The 14,574-nt window shown below is 56.5% G+C and carries 13 protein-coding genes and 1 pseudogene; 7 read left to right on the top strand and 7 right to left on the bottom strand.

Features of this window, described 5'->3' with window-relative positions; genetic code table 11:
• Positions 1-142 precede the first annotated feature (142 nt).
• Positions 143-361, top strand: a complete 219-nt coding sequence (locus YH63_RS22015) for a helix-turn-helix domain-containing protein (RefSeq protein ID WP_083992602.1) — start codon at positions 143-145, stop codon at positions 359-361.
• 83 nt (positions 362-444) lie between these two features.
• On the opposite strand, the gene YH63_RS08320 is transcribed toward YH63_RS22015, so the two are convergent.
• From YH63_RS08320 to YH63_RS22010, 3 genes and pseudogenes are all read right to left on the bottom strand, one after another.
• Positions 445-1,557: a hypothetical protein gene (locus YH63_RS08320; RefSeq protein WP_137325154.1), complete on the bottom strand. Its 1,113-nt coding sequence runs from the start codon at positions 1,555-1,557 to the stop codon at positions 445-447.
• A gap of 152 nt (positions 1,558-1,709) precedes the next feature.
• Positions 1,710-3,206 carry a site-specific integrase gene (locus YH63_RS08315; protein WP_170978673.1) on the bottom strand — a complete coding sequence of 499 codons (1,497 nt, stop codon included), beginning with the start codon at positions 3,204-3,206 and terminating at the stop codon, positions 1,710-1,712.
• 12 nt (positions 3,207-3,218) lie between these two features.
• Positions 3,219-3,404, bottom strand: a pseudogene (locus YH63_RS22010) (DUF6538 domain-containing protein); the annotation flags it as partial.
• Positions 3,405-3,630: 226 nt separating this feature from the next.
• On the opposite strand from YH63_RS22010, the gene YH63_RS08310 reads away from it, so the two are divergent.
• Positions 3,631-5,286, top strand: a complete 1,656-nt coding sequence (locus tag YH63_RS08310; protein WP_046828009.1) for a DUF6538 domain-containing protein — start codon at positions 3,631-3,633, stop codon at positions 5,284-5,286.
• Positions 5,287-5,297: 11 nt separating this feature from the next.
• A complete protein-coding gene (locus YH63_RS08305; protein WP_137325153.1) occupies positions 5,298-5,627 on the top strand; it encodes a hypothetical protein in 330 nt (109 codons plus the stop codon).
• A gap of 171 nt (positions 5,628-5,798) precedes the next feature.
• Here the strand turns inward: YH63_RS08305 and YH63_RS08300 are convergent, their stop codons facing one another.
• Both YH63_RS08300 and YH63_RS08295 read right to left on the bottom strand, forming a co-directional pair.
• Positions 5,799-7,523 (bottom strand): UvrD-helicase domain-containing protein, encoded by a 1,725-nt coding sequence (locus tag YH63_RS08300; protein ID WP_205717109.1) that lies wholly within the window; start codon positions 7,521-7,523, stop codon positions 5,799-5,801.
• The gene (locus YH63_RS08295) at positions 7,520-9,376 is read right to left on the bottom strand and encodes an ATP-dependent nuclease (protein ID WP_046828011.1); all 1,857 of its coding nucleotides are present in this window, start codon (positions 9,374-9,376) and stop codon (positions 7,520-7,522) included. Before YH63_RS08295 ends, YH63_RS08300 begins: the two co-directional genes overlap by 4 nt.
• A 252-nt stretch (positions 9,377-9,628) precedes the next feature.
• On the opposite strand from YH63_RS08295, the gene YH63_RS08290 reads away from it, so the two are divergent.
• From YH63_RS08290 to YH63_RS08275, 4 genes are all read left to right on the top strand, one after another.
• Positions 9,629-10,993: a DUF5623 domain-containing protein gene (locus YH63_RS08290; RefSeq protein WP_246658026.1), complete on the top strand. Its 1,365-nt coding sequence runs from the start codon at positions 9,629-9,631 to the stop codon at positions 10,991-10,993.
• A 150-nt stretch (positions 10,994-11,143) separates the two neighbouring features.
• Positions 11,144-11,791, top strand: coding sequence for a hypothetical protein (locus tag YH63_RS08285; protein WP_137325152.1), 648 nt, complete (start codon positions 11,144-11,146; stop codon positions 11,789-11,791).
• A 14-nt stretch (positions 11,792-11,805) separates the two neighbouring features.
• Positions 11,806-12,603, top strand: a complete 798-nt coding sequence (locus YH63_RS08280; RefSeq protein ID WP_046828013.1) for a UPF0489 family protein — start codon at positions 11,806-11,808, stop codon at positions 12,601-12,603.
• Between the two features lie 31 nt (positions 12,604-12,634).
• Complete coding sequence (locus tag YH63_RS08275; RefSeq protein ID WP_046828014.1) at positions 12,635-13,414, top strand: hypothetical protein; 780 nt, start codon at positions 12,635-12,637, stop codon at positions 13,412-13,414.
• 158 nt (positions 13,415-13,572) lie between these two features.
• Here YH63_RS08275 and YH63_RS08270 read toward each other — a convergent pair whose 3' ends face one another.
• Together YH63_RS08270 and YH63_RS08265 are read right to left on the bottom strand one after the other, a co-directional pair.
• Positions 13,573-14,082, bottom strand: a complete 510-nt coding sequence (locus YH63_RS08270) for a hypothetical protein (protein WP_046828015.1) — start codon at positions 14,080-14,082, stop codon at positions 13,573-13,575.
• Positions 14,079-14,558, bottom strand: a complete 480-nt coding sequence (locus YH63_RS08265; RefSeq protein WP_046829667.1) for a hypothetical protein — start codon at positions 14,556-14,558, stop codon at positions 14,079-14,081. The genes YH63_RS08270 and YH63_RS08265 overlap by 4 nt, the downstream gene beginning before the upstream one ends.
• Positions 14,559-14,574: the final 16 nt, after the last annotated feature.

Raw genomic sequence — 14,574 nt, 5'->3', positions numbered from 1 at the left:
GTCCCTGAGCATGTCCCTCAGTGACGCATGTCCCCGAAAGGATCGGCACGCACTTGCGACCATTAAAGCTGCCTGGCATTGTTTACCGGACGCATTTGCGGAACTATGCAAACTTAACTGTTGAAGATGCACAGGGATACACATGCTCAGGGATGGCGAACACTTTCCAGACTTGGACGTGCTGCGCACACGCGCCGAAAACTCTCCCCTTCTTTCTATTAAACAGACAGCCGTTCAGTACGGCCTTTCGGTACGGACACTTCGACGACTGCAGGCTGCTGGCAAAATGCCGCCCCGAGTAAAGCAGAGCCGAAAATTAATGTACCGCAAAGCTGACTTAGCTGCTCTTTTTCAACACTGAGCTTGTAGTTTTTCAACATACGACTTTTTTCAGGACAAGTTACCCGCATAGCACGGTGGCGGCACGACGCGTTTTCAAGCCTCTTAAAGAAGATCGTGCAACTGACCCTTGCGCTGCGCAATCTCTATCAGAGAACACCCCTCGATCTCCGCAATCATTTCCTTGGCCCAATCCGGTAGGCGGTCTATCCGCAGGTGGGGCTTCCAATCCGGCCACCATTTGGCGAACTTTCGCTTAAGGGCCTCGCGGCTAATACTTAAGCCACACTCACCGGCAACTTCATTGAGCGTTTGGAGATCAGCTATACAATATTCCTCGCCTTCGTGATCACGATACCACTGAGCAGTTTTAGCTCTTTTCTCCCATGCAAGTTCGCCGCTCGTCTTTTCGCGGGTCGGAAGCTGAGTACGATCATTTTGTTTGTGAAGGTAAGACTGTTGAGATATGTGCCTAGATCGGAGCGACCTGTCTTGGCGCTTGCCTTCAATTATTTCGTCGTCGCTCCACCCCCGCGCTAGGCGCGTCCGGATAGTGTTTGGCGATACCTTCTGAAGCTTTGCCAGGCGCGACGCTGTATAGTTCTTATTTGAACGCGAACATTGAAAGAGCAAGGTGTCGCCCTTGTTTGAATTTTGGGTTCGCCTGTCCGCCCACCGCACTTTACCCGGAGCGTATTCCAGGTCGTCGTTGCTGATGCGATCCAACGATGCTCCCCCGCATGGCACGGGGCCAATGTGCGTCAGAAAGCTGCAGAACTTCTGAAAATCGGGATGGATGACATTCCCACGCCTCAGTGCTCGGTGGAGCATATTTCGATGAGAGCTTGCCTCAGCCTTGTATTTTCGACGCAGAGCGGTGGCGCTCAAAGTTCGGCAGTCGATTATATGTTGCGGCTCTGTCGTAATCGTTTTCTCAGTATGCACCACACCTTGGTACTCATACTTATGAAGGTGACATTGTGTGGCATGAAGGGCTGGCGGCTCTTTGAAAAAGGGCTCTTGAATGATTTTCTCAGGAACAGCTGATGTCACGCTCGCTGAGAAAATTGTTGGCCCGACAAACCCATTGATGTTTACCAACCAAAGCGATTTCGGCCCGTAGGATAGCGAGAGCTCGGCAGTAGCCGTCCGCCTTTGCTTATCCGCAAGCGTAAGCTGACTAGTATCCGAAACAACTAGTGGAAGTTGAGAAGCCACCGCACCCTCCAGCGAGATTATATCGATGACCTAACTAGGGATCGATTGTCTCCTGGCACAAATGGTTTTTCGCGAGGTGGCACAGTTCAGGGGCCATGCACCCCGCACGTCCGCCTGAGAAAATATGCGGTCAGCGCCGCATAGGTCTCGCCTTAATTCTCTAACGCGAGGTGCGAAAGATCAAAATCAAACGACACCTTGTCTATCGCTTCCTTTAAAACACTGACTTTTACACCACTTGAATATTGGCTGTGCACGCTCTTATCCGCATGCCCCATCAGCGCCTTGTTTAAATACTCTGGCAAACCTTGTTGCTGAAGAGCATCCAAAAAATTATGCCGGAAGGAATGAAATGCCGTTTTGGGAGACTTGAATTTAACCTGCTTCGAATATCTTCCCCACCATTTGCTCAAGTTATGTGAGTGGTATCCGTCTTTTCCTTTTTCTATTTCAGGGAATAAACGCTGATTGCTGGCGTAGCTTTTCACATACTTCAGAAAGCCCATCTTAATCAGTAGCTGATGAATTGGGACACGGCGCTTGCTTGAGATTGTCTTGAGAGACTTTCCCTCGCCCTTACTCACATCAAAGTACCATATATCGCTTTCAACCTTGATATCCGAAGCAAGTAACTGGACGATTTCGCCCATGCGCATTCCAGAATAAAGCGCGATGAGCGGAACCCAAAACTTGCCATCCCGGATCAACAGCTTTCCTGGCTTGTGACGAACAACAGTAGATTTATGACCCGTGTAAATCGGCGATGAGAATATCTGTTTCAGCTGATCAAGCGAATACGGGCCCCGTTGTTCACCCGCCAAAAGCTTTGAAACCCCTGCAACCTTTACGCCGGCTCCCGGCACCTTATCGATGTAACCTTCATTAGAAGCCCAGATCAGAAACTGCCGGAACATCGTAAAGTACTTATCTTGGGTTTTAATGGAGAGCGATACGCCCGAGATGTTCGCGTCGATAGCTTCTTGAACACTGATCCCCTTATTAGATGATGCCTTCATGTAATTTGGCGGAAGCAGCCCAAGGGCATCACGAACCGCCTTCACATCTTCGATGCCAACAGAATTGATTGGCCGCTCGCTTCCGATCCGGGCTAACGCAAGGGCGAGGACCCGTTTGACATCTGCCGCTGTCTTTGCCGTCCAATCATTCTTGCTTTTAAACTTGAAAAATACATCAGCTGCCGACGCCAGCGTGTGACCTAATTGAATTGGCTTTTCCCCAGGAAGCGGGGGAAGCTCCGTTACAACAATTCCGGCAAACAATGGATCGAGCGGTAACGTTTTGTCATATTGCCCTGAGAACTGGGCGGCCAGAATTCGAGCGTCCTCGATTTTAGCGCGCGTAATCGCGTTACACGCGTAATGGAAGGCCTCTGAAGCCTTTATCGCCGGGGTGAGATTGGCGATGTCCAAAAGACCGAGTGCGTCTGACTGAATGCTAGGAGTGAAATTTTGCTCTGCTAGCCTTGCGCGGAGTTCAGCCTCGTGATCCTGCAGATAGCCTACCCCAGCAAGCCGATCCCACGTCTTATCAAGCGGAAGAAGAAACACATGTTCAAGCGATTGGCTTAGACGCTTCTTGAAATAGTCTTTCGCGCGCTCGCGGATCACATCATTGGAGATCGTTGTCATCTGTCGCAAATCCCTGAACGCCAAATCGAGTGTGCTGCTCAAATACCGGGCGCGTATTTTTCCGTTAATTGCGTCGGAAGTGCGCAGAGAGATTTTGATCTCGCGTGAAGATAGTAGGCTTGCGAGATCGTCCGGTATCGCACGCCGGAAATAGTAGCTACGGCCACGTTTCACGAGATGAAGCGACGAGTAGGACATAAAAAATTCGGTTCTGTACCAGGGTTATGTCCCAGTTCAGGAAGTCGCCGAATAACTGTCTGAAATTTCGTTGGTAACCCAGCAGGTTACACGAAACTGGCGGAGAGGGAGGGACTCGCCACCGAGGCACGCGAAAAGCCCAATAGATACAGTTTTATACGCTGGTTTCGGGGTTTCTTGAACCGTCGGTTCTACACCGAGGTTCTCCACCATGCCGAGCGTAAGAATGCCTACTCCGATCCGTCCCAAGAAAGCTAACGGTAGCCAGGTCAACACTTGGTGGCTCCGCAAAAAAGTCCCCGAAAAGCTGCGCTCTCTTGTTGGAAAGAGTGAGGTTTGGCGGTCTTTAGACACTACCGATCTCCGGACGGCCAATCAGCGTATAGGCCAAATTTCCGCAGCCATCGAAGCCGAATGGGCTCGCCTTGTCGCGCCGGCAGCAGCTTCGAACCTCGTGCCGGAAATCGAACCCCTGTCACATCAGGATCTGCACGCCCTGCGCGGGGTCGCACACATCACCGCCCGGGACGCAGTCATAGCCAACCCAACCGGATTCTCGGTCATGCGCATGGCCGCCGGCATACCCGATCCCGACAACGCGGATGACGCTGCGGCACTAGACGAGGCGGTATGCGAATTTTTACAGCGAGAGGGCGTCAGCGCCTCGCCTGCCGATGTAGAGAGGTTCAAACCGCTATACCTTAGAGCTCGTCGGGACGCGGTGGCCGACGTGGGGCGAGCTGCTGAAGGCGATTATAGCGCTAACCCGGAACTGAAGAAGCTGCCGAAAAGAACATCACCCAAGCTCGACTTGGTGTTGGCGTTCGAGGAGTACGTCGAGAATGGTGCCTTGAAGGGCGGAAAGGACGGTCCGACGGCGAAGCGCTGGCGACCGAAGATCGCGGCGTTCTGCAAGTGGCTCAAACACCGTGACCTAGCCCAGATGACAACGGCGGATGGCTATAAGTGGGCCGACCATCTGAAGGCCGAGGGCTACGCCGAAAAGTCGATCCGCGACGTCTGGATAGCATCGTTGTCGGCGACGGCCGGCTTCATGGTCGAGCGGCGACGGCTGGCCCAAAATCCGTTTTTGCAGATTAGGGTCCGCAATAGCGTCGCTACGAACAGCCTGCGGCCACGCAAGAAGGGCTTCACCAAGAAGGAAGCTGAAGCCATCCTGACAGCAACGCTCGACGGCCACTCTCATCTGATCTCTGAAGAGACCGCTGCGGCCCGTCGCTGGCTGCCTTGGTTGTGCTGCTATTCAGGAGCCAGGGTCAATGAGGTGACGTCGCTTTATCCGGACGACGTCGCCAAGGACAAAGAGACCGGTATATGGTGCATGCAGATCAAACCGTCGCTTGAGAAGACAGCGCAGTGGCGTACCGTTCCGATCCATTCCCACCTTAGAGAGCAAGGCTTCCTAGACTACGTCGATCGCCGCCGGAAGTCGGGAAAACCGCTGTTCTATGATCCAGATAGAGGACGCGGCGGTAAGGCCGGCAACCCACAATTCAAAAAAGTTGCAGAGCGATTGGCCGAATGGCTGCACTCCAAGAATCTGATTCCGGACGGTATCAAGCCGAATCATGGTTGGAGACACACATTCAAAAGCGTGGCGCGGCGCATCCCAATGGACAGAGAGGTTGAAGGACACATCACAGGTCACCGACCGAAGAACTCCAATTCCGGATTTGACTACGGCGACCGGTGGGCTGAAACGATGTCGATTGAAATAGAAAAGTATCCGGCGTTCAGAATCTCGGCATTGAAAGCTCCGCCAGCACCGCACAAGCGTGCCCGCCGCACACGAGCGCAGATCGAGGCCGACGAAGCCGCGAAGGAAGCCAGAAAGGACGCGCGAGCGACGCGAGCGGCTTAACTTGGTGCCGTATGCCCGAAGCAATCAACGCACTGACCATGGTTCAAAAACTAGACGAGATCATACCCGGCTATTTCGGCGCTTACGAACGGTTGAGCGAAATCGCTCATCCGAATTGGGCTGGCTCGGCAGCAATTTTTTCGACCCGTGATGATAACACTCTCATCACGCACTTCGGGCGCGGGCTGCGCGACACAAAAAATTCCGAGCGTCTGGTTCTCAACTGCCTTATCGGTGCGTTAGAGCTTTTCGAGCACGCATATCGAAAAATTGATGACCTCATGGAGGAGTACGTCGCTGTCTGCGAAGCCGACATAGACAAGAAAGGCAGCCCAGCCTAGGTCCTCACATGCCGACATCACCGGGCGGTGTGAGGAAGTCGAACCTTATCCAGTGAGGACGAGTAAGAATTCAAGTATCGCGGCTATGGCTACGCCCACCCAAATAAACCGGAACGCAATCCAGCCAAATGCCCCGCCGAGCCCCCGAGACCAGCCGAGTGACAAACGGCGCTACAGTGCGATGAGCTCGACCACGCCGCCCATCCCCGTCATCAAATCCCTCAAGCGAGGGGCTTGGGTACGGGGCAACGCGATCGCCAACAGTCGCTGCGCCCTCGATGCACCGACATAGATTTTGCGGGCTTCCTCATTGTCGTCCGCAGCATCACTAGCCAGAAAATCGACGATGCCCTTCGCGGTACTCGGCGACATCACCACGCAGATCGCAGGAAACTCCATCCCCTTTACGCTATGGATAGTCCGTGCCGGATGGCCGGTCGCAGGCGCGACCGCCAATGCCCTCGCCAGCTCGCCGTTACGGCGAAGACGCTGATTGATGGATTGGCCGCCGGCCGGAAGCAACGGCGCCAGCAGCCGGCGTGCCTCGTCGTGCCATGCCTCGGCGGTCGCGAACCGCTCCGGGCTGAAGCGGAGCGTCTGAACCAAAGCGAGTGCTTCTGGCCGCCACGCATCGGGGGCCACGTCAGCGTCTATGAGATGCTGGTGATAGGTCTTTCCGCCCATGCGGCCGCCCAATTCGAGCATGATCCGGTGAATGGCGACGAGCGCCTCCTTCCGGCCGCCAAGCTCGAACGAAAAGTGGAAATCGCTCACGGCGACCGCCAGTCTGTAGCTGAGGTCCCGGACCCCGGAATCCTGAGGATGGCCAAGGGCGTTTGCGCCGGCCCGGCGGGTCGCTGAGACGACGGGACAATCTCGCGCCGCGAGTCCCATTGCTGCCGTGAGCTCCTGGAATTTCGCCCCGATCGTCGATGGGACACCCCTGCCCGAATAGGACAGGATCTGAACCGCCGTTGGTTCTTCGCGATGCTCTCCCAGCGCCTCGTCGATTGCGGCGCGCATGTTGGTCGCACGTAAGGCCGCCACGCCTTTCGTGATATGCCCGCTAGACCGGAAATTTCCGTTCATGGGCAGTCGCTCGGCCTCTCCGAACGTTTCTGCGAACTGACCAAGTTCCCGCGTTACGCCGCCCCGAAAGCCGTAGATCGCCTGGTTCGGATCACAGATCACCTTCACCGGCACACCGACCGCGCGAAACCAGGTGATGATCTCCAGGTCGACCGGATTGCAGTCCTGCGCCTCATCAACAATGAGCTCGAGGAAGCGCGCCGCAAACGCTGGGCCGAAGACCGCCCCGCATACCGGATCGCGCAGTCGGGCGAGCGCTACGGAACGCGCGTCGGCGAAGTCGAGTTCGCCGCGCTCCAGAAAGTGCGCGCGCGTGTTTCGCGCCGCCGTCTCGTGCGCGTTGATCCTTCCACGAAAGCCGTGGCGCTGGATCATGGCCGGGATGGCGTCTCCCGTCACGCGGTCGAAACATTCCAGCGGCAGGGCCTGCGCGGCAGGAAACGGCTGAATCGATCGATCGTCCTTGTCCGGAATCAGCTTCGGCTTGGCGTCGCAGCCATCGACACCAAACGGCGCGATGAGGAATTGCCAGAGGAACGCGTCGAAGGTTCCGATGAAGTGCGGAAACGCCGGCGTCTCGACCAGGCCCTCCCGGCGTAGCCGATCCTCCAGTTCGGAAACGGCGGCGATGGTGAAGGACAGAAAGGCAATGCCGCGACCCGGTGGCCCACTACTAAGAAGCCTCCGCGCTCGCTCGACCATGACGCGGGTCTTCCCCGCGCCCGGACACGCCGCGATGAACGCCGAGCCTATATGCTCGATCACCCGCTGCTGCTCGTCGGTTGGCTCGAACGGCTTTGCGATCATTTCACCAGGGCCTCGATCGCCGTCTTCAAATAGCCCGGCACGGTGAAGGCCGCGCCCTTGTTGATCTCCTCTGCAAGGAGTTGCGCGAAGTCGCCCTTGCGTGTCGTCTCGAAGAGCTTTTGGATCGCCACAGCCTGGGCAGCACCAGCCTGCGCAACCGCTGCGTTCCACTTGTCACCCGAACGTGGGTGAAGCTGGAGATAGACCCCCTTGAGGACGGCGGCGTTGTCGGCGCGGACCAGCTCGGTTTCCAGGGAATAATCGTTGATGACGACTTCAAGGAGTTCGGTCGCGCCAAGTCCCGCAGCGAGCGCCTCGAGGTCGCGTTTGCGCGCGGCGCCTGGCTTGACCGCGCCTTCCGCTACTTCGCCGCCATCGCCATCCGTCAACACGACGAGTCGGTCCGCGATCCGAACCTCGTTGAACGGCGAAAGCAGCAACTTGGTGTAAGGCTGGAAATCAACCCCGTCGATCGGCACGAATACGGCCGATCGAAACAGGCGTAGCTTTTCGGCATCGTCCTTCAGCACGATCTTCTTGGCTATGACGGGAAGCAGAAGCGCTTCGGCAATACCTTCCACGAGGAGTACGCGACCTCCGAAAAGGAAGGCGGATTTGGTGACGTCGAGATAGCGATCAACCTTGCGGCGCTCGACAGGATCAAGCGCCAGCACTGCGAGCGGGATGCAGCGCGTTACCCGCCTCGGGCGATCGACCGGCATGACCGGGTTCGGCTCGATTTCCGGCATCATCTCCGCAGGTACGCCGGCGAGCGGCTGCGGTTCCTCTCCTGCGTCACCGGTAGATCCCTCCACTGGCACTGGAAGGAAGGAGCGGAAAAAGACGAGCTTCTTACTTTCAACCCACGCCGACAGATTCGGTGAATGGGTCGCCACAATCACCTGCAACTCTCCCGCTGGCCCCTGGTGGCCTTCGCGGGGTTTGCGCGACTTCTCGGCCTGCTCGTCTAGGAAACTCAAAACCGCTGCCTGAAGCTGAGGGTGAAGATGCGCCTCCGGCTCTTCGACGAGGAAGAGTGTCAGATCGGCGTCGTTAACCTTCTCGAGTTCGACCGCAATCGTGGCCATGTAGAGAAGATTCGCGTAACCGTGCCCCGAGTAACGGAGGTCTTCGGGCTCGATACCATGATCGGCGAGCTTGAAGCGGAGGTCACGCGCGATATCGATCAGCTTCTCGTCGCTCGCGAAACCCAGCGATGCCGCCTGGCGACGGACACCGGCCGTCAGGGCACTCAATCCGACCTCGACGGCTTCGCCGACTTTGCCAAGGATCTCCGCCTCGACGCCGCGCCGCAGGCTTTTGGCCAGATCCTCCGGATCACCGCCTTCGAGGAAGTGATTCAGCAACGCATAAATCCGTGTCGGATTACCCGAGGCGAGCGCGCGCTTCGCATCGCGAAGCGGCGGCAAATAGACGTGACGAACCATCTCGTGGCACCCGGGCTCGGGATTGCCCCGCTGATGCCCCGCCCACAAAGCCGGTCGAATCGGAAAGCGCCCCGTTGTCTCGTCGTATTGTAGACCGAAGACACATCCACTGATTGCCGCGTCGGTCGCGGCCGATATCATCCGCCCCTGCTGAGCCGGGCTCAACTCCGCGAAGGTAGCGGTCAGTTCGAACTTCCGTTCTGTACTACCGAACCGGATATCGGTCGGCTCGCAATATATCTCCCGGCGCCCACCCAGCGGAGCAGTCAGGAGACGAATGGCATCGATCGCGTTGCTCTTGCCGCCATTGTTTTCTCCGACAAGCAGAGTGAGATCCTTGCACAGCGGAATTTCCGACTCCGCAAAGGATCGAAAATTGTTCAGCGTTAGCTTGTCGAGATACATGCCCCTTCGTCCCCCAACCTTTCGATCCGAATCGCATCTGCCTATGTGAAGGCAATCGTCTTGCCGGGGACGCGGTCATCCTTCCCCGAAAGCCAAGGTTGTGGTATAGCCGAGTCGGCTCCCGGCAGGAGCCTGCCGCCCGTCGTAGCGAAGCCGTTGAGGCGCTGTCCTGCTCCATCGTTCCCGTCATGTCATGTCGGGCTCGAGAGGTGGTTGACGGGCGACACTTCGCAAAGAGCCGGGAGACCTGACGTGTCGAACGATCACATCCGTCCCTCGTCGATCGAGGGTATCAAGCAACTCGCCAAGCGATTGAAGAAGTCCGACGGCATTGCCCATGCCGTTGCCCTGAACAAGGCCGCGCACGCGGCTGGCTACGAAAACTACATGCACGCGCTTCGGGCGATTGGCGGAGGCAATCCTGCGCCGCAGTCGCTTCTCAGCCTCTACATTTCCGTTCTTTGGCGTGATCGCACGACGAAGGCGACGGGGTGCGAGATTCTTAGGATGCCTCTCGGCAAGCCTCTCGATGCACTGGTGAAGCCGGCGCAGTACGGGGCGTCAAGAGGCCTGGGGACGATCCGCCGCGAAGGACCGGATCATATTACCGATATGCACACGGCGTCATCGCAGGAGCTTGCGCGCGAGGCCGCCTGTAAAGCCGCAAGGGCAATCCAGTTCATCGCGGCGACTGGACTCGTTCCCTCGAACGCCAAGCGATCATTCCCGGGAGGGGACTTTCAGAACCGGATGCCCGGCTCGGATCATGATGCAGCATGGTACGACCCGGCGGCCAAAACATTCATCCGCACCAATGAACCTTACGTCAGCAACAGCGTGACTCCGCAGCAGCAGGCGTGGGCCTCGCGTTATGGCTGGGCGGTGGCGCTCTCGCCATGGAAGGGAATGTATCGCCCGGATAATGGGACGTGGCTGTTCCTTCTGGCCGATATGTCGAAGGGATACTCCCTTGAGACCATCATTTCGCGGCTTGCCAAGGCGCAGGCGCCGATCGTGGTGTCTAACTGGGACGGAGAGTCACGGCCGATCACCCCCGCATTCATCAGTCCCGGGCAGGCGGCCGAGATCGAGGCGAAGTCTCGCGAAGCGAAGCCGATTGGAAAGCGGGGCGGCGCTCATAACTCGGTCGAATACGAGATGTTTCTGACCGGACCGCGGCGTCGTCCGAAGACTCGCATGCCCATTGACGGGCACGAGTCGGTCGGCCGGCTTCTGAAATCTGTCCTGATCGGAACGGAAGAACGCGCAGGTGTTCAACGGCGCGTCGATGCGACCCGCTGCGAACTCGATAACTGGGTGCAGTGTGAATACAAGCGCGATGAACTGTCAGATCAGGTGTTCTTCGATCTCTATTATCACGAACTTCCCGAGAATGATCCGCTCAGCGTGACCCCTGCGAGCTGGGATCGGCATATTACGAGCCTCGATGAGGTCAAGGCGACACTCATCCGGCACTATCCCGAATGTCCCCCGCTAAGAGATTTGCTGAAGAAAACCGATCTGGCGATCGCATCACTTCGCTCCTGGAAAGCTGCTCCGGCGCGGACAACGCAAGTTAGGCGCCAGCATATCAATCGGGGTGCGCCGACCTTGTGAAAACAAAGTCGAATCACCTAGGCTCCAAGTTGGTCACTCCGCCAGACCTGTCGCCGGGTCAAAGAGAGTTGCTTGCGACTTCATCGTGATCCGCTCCTTCGGATCGCTTGGTAATCGGCGATCAGCGATCCTGAACTAAGGACGATCACCTTGGCCTTGCTGCTGCTGGTACACGACAATATCGAATACGCGAAACTGTCCATGCGCGCGGCCCTCCCGCATGTGAAACCAACCCACCGAACCGAGGCGTTCGCGGCGGGCCTCGGTTCTCGAACCTATGCTTCGCTCTTGGCAACTCCGGTCGCGAAGCATCCCGCCGCGCGCTTCTTTGATCCAGCGAGGTTTTCGGCGCGTTTGCAGGAGCTCGGCTACACTGCTGTCGATGGGGCGCCCTTGGTTGCCATCATTCGTTCGCCGGCAATGCCATTGCGGCCCTGGGCTGAATTCAAAAATGGTGATCTGGCCGCGAGCAATCGCTGGTTCTACGCGTGCCAGTGGCTGAATATTCCTGACCTCTACATCGAATTGAGGGCCAGATACGCGAAGCTGAATTGGGATTGCATATCGCGTGATCCAGAAGATGATACCCATCGCGGAGAAGACAGGGGCGCCGATCTTGTCCGCAAGATGTTTGCAAGGTTTCAGGCGCTGGCACGCCATAGTCCCGGGAAGGCAATGTTTGACGGAACGTCGTTTGTTGGGACAATCGATAACCTCTTGCCCGATGTTGCCCGGGACATCGCCGATGAATTTTACACGATGCTGATTGCGTCGCCTGCTCAAGCCGTCGCCGCATAGGCCCAGGATCCGAAATGATCGTCGCGTCGGGAGGATATGGTTGTCGCTATACCGTAGCCGATATCGATCTCGATCTTTTCCTTGAGCGATTTGACAATATTGACTGTGGCCGGCATCGACAGCCGTCCACACTCGGCGCGTGGAGTCCGGAGCGGTTACGGCTCTTTCTCGAAGAGAAATGTGGGTTCAATCCGCGTCGCGGTCGCATTCCCGGCCGTTTCATCGTCGATCACGATGAGGCTTTTGACATAATTGGGGCGCTGGCAGCACGGCACGGGGCGTTCGATCTAATCCACATGGATTCCCACGCCGATCTGGGCACGGGGATGTTTGATCGCACTTGGGTCGATGTTGGTTCTCGTCTCCTTGGGGTGGACTGCCATCAACGGCCCGCCGCCATCTTACGGGAAGGGGATGCTAAAATGTCCCCGGCAAATTACCTCGCATTCGTACTTGCTTGTCGCTGGCTCAAGTCGCTGATCTACGTTCATCATCCATCGGGCGGGGATGATCTGATGCCGTTCTTTTTTCGTGACTTCGATGTTGCCACTAACGTCATCGAGATGAGGTTCGTTCCTGAGGGCATAGAGGCAGCGATTCAGACAATGTCCCCTGATCGACTACGACAACTTCCACATCGCCTGGAGCCGGCAATCCCTTTTCAAAAGATATCTTCCACCCAATTTGCGGCTGCTACGCCGTTTGATTTCATTATCGTCTGCCAATCTCCCGGCTATACTCCGATCGAGACGGATAAACTCATTCCCGTCCTTTCGGACTATATTGATTTCGAGATTGCCACCGGCATTTGATAAGGCATTAAAAAGTAGAGATCGGCTGACAGTGAAGACGACAAAGATTGAAGATCTGCCTGCTGATCTGGTTTCTCCGCTCAAGACGACAAACGACATCATATTATCATATCTCGGCGCCCTGAACTTCATTATCCAGGATACGCGTCGGGACCCGGCCTATTTCGACAATCATCTCTTGTCCTATCTCGCTCAAGATTTCCTGCAGTCGGCAATCTCGATTGTGACACTGAGCATGGAGGGCTTGATCAGCGTGGCAAAACGGGAGCTACGCTTTATTATCGAAACATCGATCAAGCTTTGTTTCGTCCAGCAAAAGGATTACGCCTCGACGATCCAGGCAAAGCTTGAACGCTTCGACAAGGAGCTTTCCTCTCAGCGCATTTCGATCAAGCAGAATCTTGAATTCTCAATGCTGCCTGACGACCTGAAAGAGCCGTTCGGGGAAGAAGTCGGACGTGTCTATGGGTTGACGTCCAACTATGTGCATCTGACGCCGCTCCAGATTCAGGAGCGCATTGCAGCCGTCAATGCCGGACGGACAGCCGGCAAGGAAAGTGGCGCGGATGTGGAGGCGTTGAATGCACTGCTGTCGCGAGGACTGGCGATCTCTCTGACTTTACTGTTTCACAGTGTGCCGCATTATATCGCCGGCGATTGGATGGTCGAAGACGACGGATCAACCGTTGCATGGTATTTCGCCGGATCGCGGTTTCTTGCTGGAATAGACAGTTATTTCGACTACAAGGTCGAACGGCAACAAAGCCTGGCTCAGATTCAGAATACGCGACGGCGGGCCGTTAGCTTCTGAGCGCGTCCTTTCGAGGTGATTCTCTTTCGACAAGCAAACCGCAAGTGGGCTGACATAATCCACGGCGCGGACCACTGCTGCTCTCAGTTACTTAAAGGCTACGCTGCTGCACCAGCACTTACACATGCAACTCGACAAACGATTTGTCGCGTGCATGGCTAGTCCAATTGCTCCGAAATTACACACGTCCCGGTATCTGCTAACTGCTGCGCAGTTTCATTTGCGTTGATCTGACGAACATCAACAGCTTGAACTTGGCACGTGCCCTGTGGCGACAACCGCATCACCAAGAGCTCCTGCACTGTGCGGTCGGTTCCCTCTCTGTCGGTCGAGACCCGCCAGATTCGCAAAATTGCCGCTGCAGGTACGCCGTTCATAAGACGCCATTCGAGTTTGTCTCCGAACACCCGCTCGGCTCCCCGCCAGCTTATTGGATGGCCGAATTTTCGCCTATCTGCTGATCGGCCAATGGCCACGCCAGCAACGTTGCCTTCGTCGGTAAATTCTACCGCATAGCCGGCAGGTCCCGGACATCGCCAGATGTTGAGCGCAGATTGCGAGCCCATATCACGGCATGCCGTGCCCTGCGTCGATGTATAGATACTCCCCTGAGCAAGCACCGGGGATACCAACATCACGAGCGCAATCACGCCAACGAATGACTTCATATCCGGACAGCTTCCTGCGCCCGGACATGACGCCGCTCATTGCCGGTAGAGCCATAGAATAGCTGCTCTCGAGCAAGGCGGCTTCCAGCAGACCCCAGTATCTCGAGTATCGAGAAAGCAACTAGAGGGAGTCCAATGATGAACAGCGAAAGCATCAGACCCTGGCCCATATGACGCATCCCGACAATGAATCGAACATTGGTCGGGTCGAAGCAGGCCTCTCCGCTGCTAGATTTGACACCCCAAAGATGCTTCGCGCCGGGAGCTAAAAATCCCATCAGGCGGTCAAAATAGAATGTCCCCGTTGCACCGAGTTCAAGATGGACATCGATCGCTGATGAAACTCCGACCGTTTCAACTCTGACTCGCCGTCCGCTGGCCTCAGTCAACTCAATAAACGAATACACCCGGCCACTATGGTCGTGCTGGCTCGCGCCCTTTGATGTAATCGTGCCTTCAATCTGAAAAAGACCCATCTCGCTTGCTCCTGAA

Origin of the sequence: Afipia massiliensis (assembly GCF_001006325.2) — a bacterium.
GTDB lineage: Bacteria > Pseudomonadota > Alphaproteobacteria > Rhizobiales > Xanthobacteraceae > Afipia > Afipia massiliensis_A.
Note: the sequence above shows the minus strand (reverse complement) of the source record. Positions and strands in the feature narration are given on the sequence as shown.

Excerpts from the sequence above, each read along its gene's own strand:
- YH63_RS22015 (WP_083992602.1), top strand. The coding sequence starts at position 143 with ATGCTCAGGGATGGCGAACACTTTCCAGACTTGGACGTGCTGCGCACA.
- YH63_RS08315 (WP_170978673.1), bottom strand. The coding sequence starts at position 3,206 with ATGACAACGATCTCCAATGATGTGATCCGCGAGCGCGCGAAAGACTAT.
- YH63_RS08310 (WP_046828009.1), top strand. The coding sequence starts at position 3,631 with ATGCCTACTCCGATCCGTCCCAAGAAAGCTAACGGTAGCCAGGTCAAC.
- YH63_RS08305 (WP_137325153.1), top strand. The coding sequence starts at position 5,298 with ATGCCCGAAGCAATCAACGCACTGACCATGGTTCAAAAACTAGACGAG.
- YH63_RS08300 (WP_205717109.1), bottom strand. The coding sequence starts at position 7,523 with ATGATCGCAAAGCCGTTCGAGCCAACCGACGAGCAGCAGCGGGTGATC.
- YH63_RS08295 (WP_046828011.1), bottom strand. The coding sequence starts at position 9,376 with ATGTATCTCGACAAGCTAACGCTGAACAATTTTCGATCCTTTGCGGAG.
- YH63_RS08280 (WP_046828013.1), top strand. The coding sequence starts at position 11,806 with ATGATCGTCGCGTCGGGAGGATATGGTTGTCGCTATACCGTAGCCGAT.
- YH63_RS08270 (WP_046828015.1), bottom strand. The coding sequence starts at position 14,082 with ATGAAGTCATTCGTTGGCGTGATTGCGCTCGTGATGTTGGTATCCCCG.
- YH63_RS08265 (WP_046829667.1), bottom strand. The coding sequence starts at position 14,558 with ATGGGTCTTTTTCAGATTGAAGGCACGATTACATCAAAGGGCGCGAGC.